General features: G+C 62.6%; 17 protein-coding genes and 1 pseudogene. 6 read left to right on the top strand and 12 right to left on the bottom strand.

Annotated features, from left to right (window positions below):
* Window positions 1–31 precede the first annotated feature (31 nt).
* The 8 genes and pseudogenes from H9529_RS18325 to H9529_RS18300 form a co-directional block, all read right to left on the bottom strand.
* Window positions 32–412, bottom strand: coding sequence for a head decoration protein (locus H9529_RS18325; protein ID WP_092892924.1), 381 nt, complete (start codon window positions 410–412; stop codon window positions 32–34).
* 44 nt (window positions 413–456) lie between these two features.
* A complete protein-coding gene (locus H9529_RS21275) occupies window positions 457–849 on the bottom strand; it encodes a hypothetical protein (protein WP_317889655.1) in 393 nt (130 codons plus the stop codon).
* Window positions 846–1,316, bottom strand: coding sequence for a S49 family peptidase (locus H9529_RS21270; RefSeq protein ID WP_317889654.1), 471 nt, complete (start codon window positions 1,314–1,316; stop codon window positions 846–848). Before H9529_RS21270 ends, H9529_RS21275 begins: the two co-directional genes overlap by 4 nt.
* Window positions 1,301–1,789, bottom strand: coding sequence for a Clp protease/crotonase-like domain-containing protein (locus H9529_RS21265; RefSeq protein WP_317889653.1), 489 nt, complete (start codon window positions 1,787–1,789; stop codon window positions 1,301–1,303). Before H9529_RS21265 ends, H9529_RS21270 begins: the two co-directional genes overlap by 16 nt.
* A pseudogene (locus H9529_RS18315) lies at window positions 1,786–3,272 on the bottom strand (phage portal protein). The gene H9529_RS21265 and the pseudogene H9529_RS18315 overlap by 4 nt, the downstream one beginning before the upstream one ends.
* Window positions 3,273–3,275: 3 nt before the next feature.
* Entirely contained in the window at window positions 3,276–3,491 is a 216-nt protein-coding gene (locus H9529_RS18310) for a phage head-tail joining protein (protein WP_092892930.1), read from the bottom strand.
* Between the two features lies 1 nt (window position 3,492).
* Entirely contained in the window at window positions 3,493–5,550 is a 2,058-nt protein-coding gene (locus H9529_RS18305; RefSeq protein ID WP_223814413.1) for a phage terminase large subunit family protein, read from the bottom strand.
* Window positions 5,498–6,052 carry a hypothetical protein gene (locus H9529_RS18300; RefSeq protein ID WP_092892085.1) on the bottom strand — a complete coding sequence of 185 codons (555 nt, stop codon included), beginning with the start codon at window positions 6,050–6,052 and terminating at the stop codon, window positions 5,498–5,500. Before H9529_RS18300 ends, H9529_RS18305 begins: the two co-directional genes overlap by 53 nt.
* 128 nt (window positions 6,053–6,180) lie before the next feature.
* Between H9529_RS18300 and H9529_RS18295 the strand changes: the two genes are divergently transcribed.
* The 6 genes from H9529_RS18295 to H9529_RS18270 all read left to right on the top strand — a co-directional run bounded on the left by H9529_RS18295 (window position 6,181) and on the right by H9529_RS18270 (window position 8,049).
* The gene (locus tag H9529_RS18295) at window positions 6,181–6,381 is read left to right on the top strand and encodes a DUF6900 domain-containing protein (RefSeq protein WP_092892087.1); all 201 of its coding nucleotides are present in this window, start codon (window positions 6,181–6,183) and stop codon (window positions 6,379–6,381) included.
* A gap of 14 nt (window positions 6,382–6,395) precedes the next feature.
* Complete coding sequence (locus H9529_RS18290; protein WP_092892089.1) at window positions 6,396–6,608, top strand: hypothetical protein; 213 nt, start codon at window positions 6,396–6,398, stop codon at window positions 6,606–6,608.
* Between the two features lie 24 nt (window positions 6,609–6,632).
* Window positions 6,633–6,929: a hypothetical protein gene (locus H9529_RS18285; RefSeq protein ID WP_092892091.1), complete on the top strand. Its 297-nt coding sequence runs from the start codon at window positions 6,633–6,635 to the stop codon at window positions 6,927–6,929.
* Window positions 6,930–7,031: 102 nt separating this feature from the next.
* Window positions 7,032–7,262, top strand: coding sequence for a hypothetical protein (locus tag H9529_RS18280; RefSeq protein ID WP_092892093.1), 231 nt, complete (start codon window positions 7,032–7,034; stop codon window positions 7,260–7,262).
* Complete coding sequence (locus tag H9529_RS18275) at window positions 7,252–7,476, top strand: hypothetical protein (RefSeq protein ID WP_092892095.1); 225 nt, start codon at window positions 7,252–7,254, stop codon at window positions 7,474–7,476. The genes H9529_RS18280 and H9529_RS18275 overlap by 11 nt, the downstream gene beginning before the upstream one ends.
* Window positions 7,477–7,488: 12 nt before the next feature.
* Window positions 7,489–8,049 (top strand): DUF3489 domain-containing protein, encoded by a 561-nt coding sequence (locus H9529_RS18270; protein WP_092892097.1) that lies wholly within the window; start codon window positions 7,489–7,491, stop codon window positions 8,047–8,049.
* A gap of 17 nt (window positions 8,050–8,066) precedes the next feature.
* Here H9529_RS18270 and H9529_RS18265 read toward each other — a convergent pair whose 3' ends face one another.
* The 4 genes from H9529_RS18265 to H9529_RS18250 form a co-directional block, all read right to left on the bottom strand.
* Window positions 8,067–8,543: a hypothetical protein gene (locus tag H9529_RS18265; protein ID WP_092892099.1), complete on the bottom strand. Its 477-nt coding sequence runs from the start codon at window positions 8,541–8,543 to the stop codon at window positions 8,067–8,069.
* A 133-nt stretch (window positions 8,544–8,676) separates the two neighbouring features.
* Window positions 8,677–10,005, bottom strand: a complete 1,329-nt coding sequence (locus H9529_RS18260) for a site-specific DNA-methyltransferase (RefSeq protein ID WP_092892101.1) — start codon at window positions 10,003–10,005, stop codon at window positions 8,677–8,679.
* The gene (locus tag H9529_RS18255; RefSeq protein WP_092892103.1) at window positions 10,002–11,261 is read right to left on the bottom strand and encodes a site-specific DNA-methyltransferase; all 1,260 of its coding nucleotides are present in this window, start codon (window positions 11,259–11,261) and stop codon (window positions 10,002–10,004) included. The genes H9529_RS18260 and H9529_RS18255 overlap by 4 nt, the downstream gene beginning before the upstream one ends.
* 453 nt (window positions 11,262–11,714) lie before the next feature.
* A complete protein-coding gene (locus H9529_RS18250) occupies window positions 11,715–12,725 on the bottom strand; it encodes an exonuclease domain-containing protein (RefSeq protein WP_176847291.1) in 1,011 nt (336 codons plus the stop codon).
* Between the last annotated feature and the right edge of the window lie 92 nt (window positions 12,726–12,817).

The raw sequence follows: 12,817 nt of genomic DNA, 5'->3' as shown, positions 1-12,817 counted from the left end.
GATGGATGTGGATGCGCCGCGCCGGTGGGCGTCAGACGCCGTCGCGAGCAATGATGCCGACGGCAGCCAGCTGGCCGATCTTGGTGGTGATCTTCGCGGCGTCATCGACGGTGCCGTCATAGGCGAGGCCTGCGCGCGACACGATTGAGGGACCGCGCGCGACCACAATGCCAGTGGCATCGGCAAGCGTGGCGTCGACGGCATAGAGCAAGACGGCCGTGGCGGTTTGCGCACCATCTGCGCCACCGCTGGTGGCCAGCTTGTATTTGCCGCTGGCGGTAATTTTGCCGAGCACCGAGCCGACGGGATAGGGCATCCCGACAAGCAAAGTGATTACCTCGCGGGTGTAGTTCGGGTTGACCTCATATTTGAGGACATCGCCCATGCTGGGCAGTTGCGTCAGGACGGGCATTGGTCAGTCTCCATGTTTTGGGATTGGCGGGAAGTGGCGCTGGATCAGCGCTTGGCGTCGGTCGCGGCCTTCTTGGCGGCCGCGATGATCGGGCTGTCTTTCGCCGCAGTGGCTGCCGGGGCGGTGGCGATGATGCCAGCAGCATCGCTGCGGGCGGCCAGATCGGCCAGGACGCGGGCGCGCAGGGCTTCGGGCTTCAACCCGCGTGTGACCGCGTCGGCTGCGTCGATCTGAACCCCGAGCCGAGCGGCCTGCGCGCAGACCTGTGCGACCTCGGCTGCTTCTGCACGAACAGCGTCGGCGTTCATTGCCGTTGTGTCGGGTGCCACTGCAACCGACGACACGGGCATCGTTGGTGCAGCCGTCGTGGTCGTCTGTGTGGGATTGGTGGCGGCTGTCGGTGCCGGGTTCGGGGTGTCGGTGGGCATGATGGTCATCTGTGGACCCTTTCTGCTGGTGGGAGTGGTGCCGCGGGTGCGGCGGCGAAAGCGTGGAAGGCCGTGACGGGATCGGCGAGATCGTCGGCAAGACCTGCGGCGATGGCATCGGCCCCGCGAAACACAGCCGCTTCGGTGGCAAGTGCTGCTGCATGGGTCAGCCGATCCCCGCGACCAGCGGCGACGGTTTCGGCAAACAGAAAGCGCACGACCTCCAACTCGCGCTGCATCTGGTCGTGCACCGCCTTGGGCAGGGGCTGGTACGGATTGGCATCGATCTTGTGGGCACCTGCGTGGATCAGCGTGACGGCAATGCCCTTCTGGTCCAGCGCCCCGCTCATGTCGGTGTGCAGTGCCACCACGCCAATGCTGCCGACAGCGCCGGTGCGCGGCAGGATAATGCGGTCGGCTTGCGATGCCAGGACGTAGCCAGCGGACAGCGCGTGTTCGGCTACGAAGGCGTGCATCGGCTTCTGCGCGCGCGCGCCCGAATGCGGTCGGCCAAATCGAAGGCGCCAGCGACCTCGCCACCGAAGCTGTCGATGTCCAAGGCGATGCCGCGCACGCCGGGATCGGACAGCGCGGCCTGCAGTTGGGCCGCGATGCCCTCGTAAGACGTCATGCCCGAGGATTGCCCGATCCACGCGCCACGGTGCACAAGTGTGCCCGCAATTTCGATTACTGCAATGCCGTCGACCAAGGCGTAGGGCTGGGTGCCATTACGCTGGTGGCGCTGGGCGAGGTCATTGCCGAACAGCGACGCCCGGGCGGGCAGGCTGGCGGCTGTCTGGTCAGCGGCTTCCACTTCCAGGCCATGGAAGGTGATTTCCTGCCCCGTGATGCGCGGGCCCAACCCGGACAGAAACGCCAGCGCCTTGGCTGGGTCGACCATCAAGGGTGTGTTGAAGGCGCGCTGGGCGATCTGGGCGTGGTGCATCATGCGCCCTCCTTGGGGTCAGCCTTGTCTTCAGCATCTTCGGGTGCGTCGTCGCCTTCCGCGCCGTCCTGCTTGTCATCCTTGCCGCTGGCAGCACCCGGCCCCTGCGCCGGGGATCCCGGACGGCGGAAGTCGAGGCCAAGCGCTAGTTCGCGTTTGCGCTCGGCGGCAATTTCGCGGTCGACCTGTTCTGCGTCATAGCCACGCTCCGAGATTGCCTGCGTGCGAGATTTCAGCCCGGACTCGATCTGCAGGATCTCGGCCGAGGCGTCCTTCATCGGGTCGATCCAGTCCCATTTCGTCGGCAACCAGGCGCAGGCCTGATATTGCCGCCGCTGTTGATCATAGCCGGGCAGGTCGATAGCACCGGACAGCACCGCCACGTCCATCCAGCGAGACCACACCGCGCGGCACAGCTGGAACACCAGCACGCCATGTTGCCAGGCCGGATATGCGACGGCGGAATTCGATCAGCGATATCCGGGTGTTTGAGAAGTTACCCTTTGCGGTGTCACCGGTCAGATAGCCGTAAGGAATGCCCAGCGCCGCCGCGACCTGCAGAAGCGTCCGGTATTGGAAAAGCTCATAGGTGCCGCCGGAGTCGGGTGAGGCGTCGAGACATCCTCGCCGGGATCCAGCCGCACCACCTGGCCGGGCTAACCTCCAGATCCTCCTCGGTCGGTTCCAGCGGGTTTCGGGTGCGGGCGACGTGATGAACATCGCGAACATCGCCGCGATCTTTTTGCGTTCCAGTTCCGCGTCGTCATAGAGATCGAGGGTGAACAGCTTGACGATTGCGGCGGCAAAGCGCGACACGCCGCGCAACTGGCCTGCCTCGACTGGGTCCAGCACGTGGATCACATCTGCGGCGGGCACACGGACGGTCTCATTGGTGAGGCCGGGGTCGGTCAGATCACCGGGTGGCGGCGCAGGAAGTGATAGGCGACGCGGCGACCGATGCCGTCGAATTCGATCCCCTGCCGGATCAGCCCAGCGCCGGACAGCGTGCGATTCATGTCGAGGGGCAGCATTTCCGCAGGCAGCATCTGCAATTGCAGCGGCACGGTCAGACCGTCTTCCGCGCGCGGGCCGGATGCGGATAAAGACCTCGCCGGAGAGGAACACTTCGCGCGCGGCGCGGCGCTGCAAACCGTAGAAGTCGGTCAGGCCTTCCGCGTCAGCGTCATCCGTCCAGGCCAGCCACAGCGCCTGTAGCTCTTCCTTTTTTGCCGCATCCGTGATCGTCGACGAGGGTTTGATGCCATCGCCGACGACATTGCTGGCGAAGGATTCCACGGCATTCGGCATAGCCATTGTTTCTGACCAGCCAGCGCGCGCGGGCGGTGATCGTTTCGCCCGAGGCCGCGATCAGCGTGTTCACATGAGCGCGGGATGCCCGGAACCCGCGCAGACGCCGATGGGCTTGGGCCGCATCGAAGCCGCCGATGATCGAACCGATGCGCTGACGGAATGCCTCAAACGCCATGGATCACAGGCCCTTCGAGGCGACAGTGCCCCAGCGCCGACGACGCGGGGTACCGGTCGTGGCCGTGGCAATCCGGGTTTCCAGATCGCTGATCGCGTTGGCAAGTTCCGAGTCCGAGCCGTAGTTGATCGACTTGCCGTCATAGCTGACCGAGCGGACGCCTGCGTAGCGCGCTTCCTGCAGTGCCGCCAGCAAGGTGCGCATCCGTTCCAGATCCATCTCAATCCCTCATGAAGTTCGGTGTGTAAGCCCGGCGTTTTCGCCGTGGCGTTGTTGGTGTTCCGGCCTTTGGCGCGGCAGGCGTTGTTGGTTCAATCGGCGTGGGCAGTTGCGGTGCCAGGCGCGTTTCCACCCCTGCCTGTTCTTCCAGCCGCCGCCAGGTCGCCTCATCCCAGCGATCCGCGCCCATGATCCACGCCGCCGCCCGGGCATAAACCCGGCAATCCAGCGCCTCGTTACGCTCGCGCATTTTCTGCCATTCGGGGTGGCTATAACCGCGCTTGTTGCGCACGGTGACGAGCTGTTCGGCGACCAGCTGCTTCAACCATTCGGTGTCGATCCAGTCGGGCAGATGAATCGTGCCGGGGGCATGGACCACGCCCAGCGCCCGATCTTCATCGGAGGGGCGTTCCAATCGCAGGAAGCGGTAAGTCTCTGTCTTGAACGTCGCCGTGGCCACCGACCAAAGCCGCGCGCCCCGGCGCAGTCGCTTGCCGCCGATGGTGGCGTCGACGAAGGTCGGGCCTGACACTGGCGTGGCGCGGTTGAAGCCCTCCAAGCCCTTGATCGGTGAGACCTGGTCGAACCCCTGTTTCCGCGCCCATGCGTAAACCGCCGGAGCTTCATATCCGGTGTCGATGGCCAGCTTGCCGATCACCATCACCGCGCCATTGGCGCAGGCCCACGTCTTCCCTAAAAGTACTGTCAGCTTATCCCAACACGCCGGGTCATCGGGGCCACCGGCAATCACGATGTGATCGACCAGCCAGCTTGTCCTGTCCCGACCCCAGGCCCAGACGTTGACTTCTATCCGGTCCTTCTGCACATCGACACCGGCGGTCAGGAACAAACCACCTTCGGGGATTTGCCCGCCATAGGCTTCGCGCCGTTCGGCCAGCCGCTGCCATTCCGGCGCGTCGCCGCTCTCGACCCAAGTCTCGCCCAGCAGCGTATTGCGCGCGGCGCGCAGCATCTCTTCTGAACCCTGTGCCGCCAGCCAGTCGCGCGCGATCTGCTGCCAGCTTTTCCAGCCCAGCGGCGAATAGAGCGCCGAGATGTGGAAGCCGATGGAATGCGGATCAACTGAGGTCGCCGTCGCCCGCCACTCTCCTGCCGCCAACATCTGCGTCTTGTGATGCTCGGCGATGGGCTTTTCGCAGCCTTCGCAGTGATAGGCGGCCGTATCAGGCCGCCCCTTGTCCCAGCGCAGCCTCTCAAACTGCAGCCACTGCATCGCGCCGCAATGTGGGCAGGGCACAAAATACCGGCGCTGGTCCGATGCCTCGTATTCCCGCTCGATCCGGCTGATGCCCCGGATCGTGGGCGTCGAGACCATGAACACCTTGCGCCGGTGCGAGAATGTCGTCGTGCGCGCTTCCGCCAGTGTGACCGGATCGCCTTCTTCGTCGGCAGAGGCCGGATAGGCGTCGACCTCGTCGAGAAAGATGTAGCGCGCAGGCATCGACCGCAGGCCGGTCGCGGAATTGGCCCCCGTCAGCACCAGGATGCCGCCCTGAAATTCCTTCGACAGCATCGAATTGCCCGCGTCGCGCGACCGGGCCGGATTGACCAGCGCACGCAGCACCGGGCTTTCCGAGATCAAGGGGTCGAGCCGCCCGCGCGAGGTGCGTTTGGCCATTTCCACCGTGGGCAATACTGCCAACATCGGACCCGGCGCGTGGTGGATTACGAAGCCGATCCAGTTGTTGCCAGCCTCTGTAGCGCCAACCTGCGCTGCTTTCATGAAGCTGATCCGTTGCGCCGGGTGCCGCGGCGACAGCGCGTCCATTATTTCGCGCAGATAGGGCGCTCGCGCGGTGCGATATCGCCCCGGTTCGGCCGCAGCACGCGACGACAGCCAGCGATGCGCATCCGCCCATTCCGATACCGTCAGATCCGGATCGGGGCGCATGCCCTTGCGCCAACTGCGCAAGACGTCTTCGGCCCCGTCAAACCCAAGGTCGAGATCGTCCGTCAGATCGTCGGTGATCAGATCATCTTTGTCATCATCCAAGCGAGACCCGGAGATCAGCGAGGGCGTCGAGGTGCTGTCTGACATGGGCTTCCAACACCCTCTGCAGGATCGCGGTCTCGATGATCATCGGTCGCTCCGGTCGCACCGGCGTGCCGGTTTGTTTTTCCACCTCCGCGGTTATTTCGGCCGCCATCAACGCCGCCACCCTTGCTGGCCAGGTGATCCATGTATCGCGCTCCTGCCGCGCAAGGCGAAAGACGAGAGCCTCTGCCCGGGCGCGGTCCACCAGCGTGCCCTTCTTCTTCTGGATGCCAAGCTGCTTGTCTTGCGCCTGATAAACGGTCAGCGCGGTGCGGGCTTTCAGATAGGACGAGCTGTCAGCCGGGCCGCTGAACCCGCTGTCGCCACCGGTGCTGCGGCGCTGCTGGTCCGGATCGGTCATGTCGGCCCGGCGCAAATCAGACGCGGCCGCGTTAATCGAGCCATCGCTGTAAACCACCAGCCGACTGGCCTTGCGCGCCTTCTGGATGGCCCCGCGCGACAGACTGGAGTGGGCGGAATACTCGCGCTCGGACATACCTTCCATGGCGATTGACTTGACCTCAAGATATTGGAACTAAACAGAAATAGAGATCTTATTCAGTTGATTACAATCCCGCTTAGAGCGATTCTGGCTACAGGAAAACGATGCAACTCACCCCCGGAGACCGCGCCATGACCACCAAGACCACCTCCGCCAAAGGCCTTAGCGAAGCTCTGCTGCTGGAGATCGCAGTCAAGCATTTCCACAGCGTCGAGACGCTGGAGACCCGCAATAGCGACCGTTTGGATTTCCACGATGTGGCAGTCTGGGCGATCCGCGCCGCCTTGAAGGAAGCTTATGCCGCTGGCCTCGCGGCCGCGACGAAGCGCTGAAGGAGGACAAGACCATGACCATCGCCACCACTTCTGACACGACCCGCATTTTCATCGACCGCGCCCGCTTCGTTCAGGCCATGAGTGTGGCCACGCTGCAGGGCCACCTCAATGATCGGAGCCTGAACGCCGAGGTCTTCGAGATGGCAGGCCGGATCGGGATCGACTGCCTGACCATCGAACTGGTCGATGTCGTGCCGGTCCTGCAGCAGCAAGGACTGATCTGAACCGCCCCGAAAAAGGAGACCCACATGAGCACGCGCGCGCAAATCGCCATCCAGATCGGGCCCGACGAATGGGCCCATGTGTACTGCCATTTTGACGGGTATCCTGCGCACATGTTGCCCGCGCTGGCACGCTGGAAGCCCGAGGATATCCTCGCCGCCCGTGAAATCCGGCAGGTCACAGCTGAGGCGCTGGATTGCTTCAGCCCGCCTCGTGGTCCCCGCATCCTGCCGCGCCCGACGCGGGAGTTTGCGCATCTTTACATGTGGATCGGATGCCAGTGGGTGGCGGTCGAACCGAATGCCGGTGCTGGCAGAGTGTAATCATAAAGCACTGATATTGCTTTGATTTGCCTACACTAATGCTGCCGCTGGAGCGATGCTGATTACACCAAAACGATGCAACTCACCCACGGAGATCCCGCCATGACCACCCGCCGCGCCGCCACCAACAACACCAAAGCCCTCGACGCCTTCATGACCACCAAGTTCCAGATCGACGCGATGCTGGAGCGTCTAAAGGCCTTTAGCGACGACCACTTCGAGACCCACCCCGACGATATCAACTGGGGCGACGTCGGCACTCTTAACCACTACGCCAGCCTTCTGCGCCAGATCACCGACGCGGCCTTCAAGGAGGGCGAACATGCCGCTTGATCCCGCTCAGCGCCACCAGATCGAACAGGACGCCATCACCGCCGTTTGGGAAGCCGACCGCATTGCCGCCTGCGACGATGCCATCGCCCTGCTGCGCGAGATCGCCGATCTGGAACGCGACGACGATGGCGACGTGATCATCGGCACGGATGCCGACGGTCACAACGACCTGATGTCGCGCATTGCAGCCTTCCTTGCCGCCAACGATCAGTAGGAGGAACCCACCATGACCAAGCTTACCGAAACCCAGACCATCATCCTCAGCGCCGGGGCCCAGCGCCCCGAAAACATCGCCCTGCCACTTCCCAAGGGGCTGGCCGGTGCGGCGGCGAAGATGGCCGTGACAAAGATGATCGAACACGGCTGGCTGCAGGAGGTCGATGCCAACTTGCGCAAGAGAGAACCCCTTTGGCGGGAAACCGGCGACGGGCACGGCACGACGCTGGTGGTGACCGACGCCGGGTTGCTGGCAATTGGGATTGAGCCGGTGGTGGTGGAGGCTGTTGTTGCCATCCGCAAAGATGCAGCTGAGACGTCCGCGCCCAAATTGCCTGCAGCCACTCAGCCGAAGCTGCGCACAGGCACCAAGCAGGCGCAGATTATCGCCATGCTCCAGCGCCCCGAGGGCGCGACGGTCGCCGAGATGGTCGAGGCCACGGCATGGTTGGCACATACTGTCCGGGGCTCGATCTCTGGCGCCTTAAAAAAGAGGCTGGGCCTGCCCATCGCCGCCGAGAAGGTCGAGGGCAGGGGGACAGTTTATCGTCTAATTGTTGCTCCAACTTGACGAGAGCCTGTACACGTTCATACCACCCACAAATCAAGGAGCTGAAGCGATGCACCGAATAACACAAATGCGATGCCAACGGCAGCAATTCCGCGTAGGCGTTTAGCTTCTTTTTCCATGCGCTCGAAGCTTCTGAGCGTCTCCGCAGAAGCAACGGTCTTTCTAGTCGACATTTCCTCAAGCTTCTGTGTCGACATGAGAGATTCAGAGGCTTCCTTCAAATTCGCCGAAAACGCATTCCAAACCGCATCTGTCAAAGGATCAGTTTTCATTTCGCTGAGCTTTTGCATGGCCCCGACAGTTGTAGCGAAACTACGATGGGTTCGAATATGAAGTTCGAGTGCATCTTCTTCCAAGAGTTTCCTGAAGGCGGAAATTGATTGTTCGCGATGATCAGCGCGCTTGGATCGCATGAGCTCAAAAAAGAGGAAGCCTAATCCAGCAACCTCAATCAGGAGGCCGATAAAACCGATCCAGCTCGTCGTAAAATCCATTGCTCGCTCCACAGACATCAACTGAGTGACGCTATCATGGGACCAGATGGATTTGAAGATGGAGTGATGGTCAATGGTTGGTGAGTTTCGTAGGAAAGTGGCAGTTTTGATGGCGCAGAGTGGCCCCTTTTGTTCATTTTGTAGTCAGGTCAGCCTTTCGCCCCGTCGCCATCTCCCACCGCCGCACGGCCACGTCGCAATAAACCGGGTCCAGTTCCATCGCGAAGCAGCGCCGCCCAGCGCGTTCGGCGGCGACGATCTGGGTGCCGGAGCCGCAGAACGGTTCATAGATCAGGTCGTTGGCATCGCTGAACGCTGTCAGCACAGCCTCGACCAATGCCACGGGGAACACCGCTGGGTGCGATCCGGCAGCGCCCAGTCCACCCTTATGGCGCATGATGCGGAACACGCTATCCGGGATGCGATGGCTCAGGATCGCATTTCCTGTCCCGGTCTTGGCGTGCACGGTGCCGTCTGCCCCGCGCAGCCCACCGCCGCCCAAGGTTTCGCCCGCGTGCTTGGACGGGACGGTCTTGTGCGGTTTGCGTGGGGCGCGGTTGAAATGGAAAATGAACTCGTGTGACGGGGCCAAGCGGCCGTTCCAGTCGCCCGGCAAGCCCGGGCCCTGATCCCAGACATACCAGCCAAACCGTCGCCAACCAGATGTGCGCATCCATTCCACCCATCCTTCCCAATAGGGCTGCCATTCACTGTCGCGGTGCACCAGGCCGAGGTTGACCAGTAGCTGTGCCTCGGTGGTCACCGGTGCCGCAGCGAACACGCCTTGCATCAGCGCATCCCAATCGCCGACCTTTTCCTTGGCCGCGCCGTAATCGCGCTGCTGGGCATAGGGCGGCGAGGTGAACATCAGCGTTGCCTGTTCGCCCTGCATCAGCCTGGCGACTGCGGTCGGATCGGTGGCATCGCCGCAGCACAGCCGGTGTTTGCCCAGCGTCCAGATATCGCCCGGCTTGGTGATGGGGTTGGTGGGTGGCTCCGGAATGGCATCAGCCGCATCGTCAGAAATCGCGGGTCGGCCGTCGGCATCGGCCAACAACGCGTTCAGTTCATCCTCCGGGATCCCGATCAACCCGAGGTCGAAATCCTCGGCCAGCAGGGCCTGCAATTCTTGCAGGAGCAGGGCCTCGTCCCAGCCGCCCAACTCGGTCAGTTTGTTGTCGGCGATGCGGTAAGCCCGGCGCTGCGCCTCGGTCAGATGGCCCAGCACGATGACCGGGGCCTCGGTTAGTCCCAGATGGACAGCTGCCAGGATGCGACCATGGCCAGCGATCAACTCCCCGTCGGCCGCGACCAGCACCGGCACGGTCCAGCCAAACTCCGCCATGCTGGCGGCGATCTTCCCGACCTGATCTGCATCGTGGGTCTTGGCATTGCGGGCGTAGGGTTTCAGTCGGGCAAGGGGCCAATGCTCTATCCGGCCCGGCAGGATTGGCACATTCATGCCGCCAGCCTCTTGGCCTTCATCTCTGCGAAGGTTTCGCCGGTGTCAGCCACGACGGCGTTCCCGCCGGTGAACTGCTGCCAACGCTCGATGGCCACATCGACATAGGCCGGATTCAGCTCGATCCCGAAGCACACCCGACCGGTCGTTTCTGCCGCGATCAGCGTGGTGCCTGATCCCATGAACGGCTCATAAACCGCCTGACCGGGGCTGGAGTTATTCAGGATCGGGCGGCGCATGCATTCCACCGGCTTTTGCGTTCCGTGGACGGTGGCGGCGTCTTGATCCTTGCCGGAGATGTGCCACAGCGTGGTCTGCTTGCGATCCCCGGCCCAATGCCCCTTGCCGGTCTTCTTGACCGCATACCAGCAGGGTTCATGCTGCCAGTGGTAATCGCCCCGGCTGAGAACAAGCCGGTCCTTCGCCCAGATGATCTGCGACCGGACAGCGAAACCCGCCGCAACCAGGCTTTCGGCCACGGTCGAGGAATGTAGAGCGCCATGCCAGACATAGGCAACATCGCCGGGAAACAGCGCCCAAGCCTCGCGCCAGTCGGCCCGGTCGTCATTCAGCACCTTGCCGGTGCGCTTGGTCTTGGCCGCGCCCGCCTGGTTGCGCCAAGACGGATCATACTCCACGCCGTAAGGCGGGTCGGTCACCATCAGCAGCGGCCGCACATCGCCGAGCAGTCGCGCGACCACATCGGCCGAGGTGCTGTCGCCACAGATCAGCCGGTGCGAGCCGAGCTGCCACAGATCGCCCGCCACCGAAACCGGCGTGACTGGCGGCTCGGGAATGTCATCCTCACCTTCAACCGCGCCGCCATCCACCTGATCAGGATCGCGCAGCAGGGTGTCCAGATCCTCGTCGGTAATGCCCAGCAACGACAGGTCGAAATCCTCGGCCAACAACCCCGCGATCTCGTCGCGCAGCATCGCCTCGTCCCACTCGCCCAGCTCGGTCAGTTTGTTGTCGGCGATGCGATAGGCGCGGCGCTCGGCCTCGTCGAGATGGCTCAGCCGGATCACCGGCACGTCCTTCAGCCCGAGCATTGCCGCCGCCAGCACACGGCCATGCCCGGCGATCAACTCGCCATCATCGGCCACCATGCAGGGCACGGTCCAGCCAAACTTGGCCATGCTGGCGGCGATCTTGGCGACCTGGTCAGTGCCATGGATCTTGGCATTGCGGGCGTAGGGGCGCAGCCGGTCGAGCGGCCAAGTCTCGATCTGGCTCGGTGCAAAGACCAGGTCCATGGGCGGTTCTCATTTGGGCAGGACGGACGTGCCGATGCGCGCTGGGCGATGCCAACGTCAGGATCAAGATCCGCGATGTGGGGGAAAACGAAAGCGCCCGCGAGGGTTATCCTCCGGGCGCAATTCTTCGATGATCAATAGGTAGGTCAAGGGGGGCAGCTTTGTCAAACGAAAAAATGAAGTGGATTCAACAGCTTCCCTGAAGGTGGCTTCCACTGGCTGGCTTCCGACGTGGTGGCTTCCGCAAAGTGGATTCCCTGGCTTCCGCAAAAGAATCCAGCACGGCGAGATCGTGATTCCGCAAGCCTTTGATAATGAGTCAGTTTTTCCAAGATCACCCGACAGGTGGATTCCGCCTGGCTTCCCCGGTGAAAGTGCCTGTCGCTAGCGAAATGCCGCGCTGCGCCCCCCCGCATACGTTTGGGGCCGGGGAGGAACCATGCCGTGGGGGGCTCAGGTCGCCTTGGCGTTGGAGACAAGGGTCTTGAAGTCACTTTCGCCGATAATTCGGATAGGATGCCCAACGCTCTGCATATCTTCGGCCTTTCGGTGCTTGCTGCTTTTTGCGTGCCCAGCAAGGACTGTCAGGTCTTGATCGCCGACAACCAGATGCGTTGTCGTCTTGGTGATACCGGCCTTTACGGTCATTCCGACTTTGGCCGCGAGTTCAGCGGCCTCGCTTCGCGACATGCCCAGCGCACCCGTAAAGACCACTACGGAACCGGCCAGTACACCGGAAGGATCGCCGTCCATGGTGATTGCAGCAGAATAAGTCTTTCTGGCGACGGGCTTGATCAGTTCCTCAAAGGGAATTCGTAGATGAGCTTCGGCGTGCAGCACGACCATCGCGGCGGCGCGGGCGTCCTCGCCTGCATCGTGGTGGTGGAACTGGAGGTTCAGCGTGCGTTTCAGGTTAGCCAGCCCGTGGCCTCCGTTCCCCTTCAACTCAGGCCAAGCGCGCCTGGCAATCGTAACGCTGTCGCTCCAGCGAAGGTCCGGGGTGGCGATGCCGCAGAAACCACAGGCTGCATTCATAGCCTGCTTATCGAAGTTGCTATGCTGGACGAGCTGATGATTTGTCAGCAGCTGCAGAAGCGACTCCAACGCATCCGGAAAACGGGGTGCATCCGCGACATGATCAGGGCCGATTCCGTGCAGCTGGATATTGAACGGGTCAAACCGTGTGCCTGGATTGACCAGCATGGAGAAGGTCTGGATCTGGTTGTCGTGCTGAACACAAGCGAGGCCAATCTGACATATGCTGGCAGCATCGCTGCAGGCGGTTTCAACGTCCAACGCGACAAAGCGAAAACTGCCATCTGGCACGTGGTGCGCGTGGGCGAAAGCCGGTCTGGTAGGCGGGCGGACGATTTCTGGCGGCCGGTATTCGGAAGCGGCAGGTTGGGGCTGGTTTCGTTGAGACGGTTCGGGAGCGCGGCCGAACAGCCAGTCAAAAAGTGCCATGCTAAAACCTCACCGGGAAACACCGTAACGCGCCGTATGATTCCGGTCGATTTGCTGTTTTCACAGCTAGTTTTGGGCGTGTGCGTGCCGGA

Origin of the sequence: Roseicitreum antarcticum (genome assembly GCF_014681765.1) — a bacterium.
Taxonomy (GTDB): domain Bacteria; phylum Pseudomonadota; class Alphaproteobacteria; order Rhodobacterales; family Rhodobacteraceae; genus Roseicitreum; species Roseicitreum antarcticum.
This window is presented reverse-complemented; position numbering and strand designations above follow the sequence as displayed.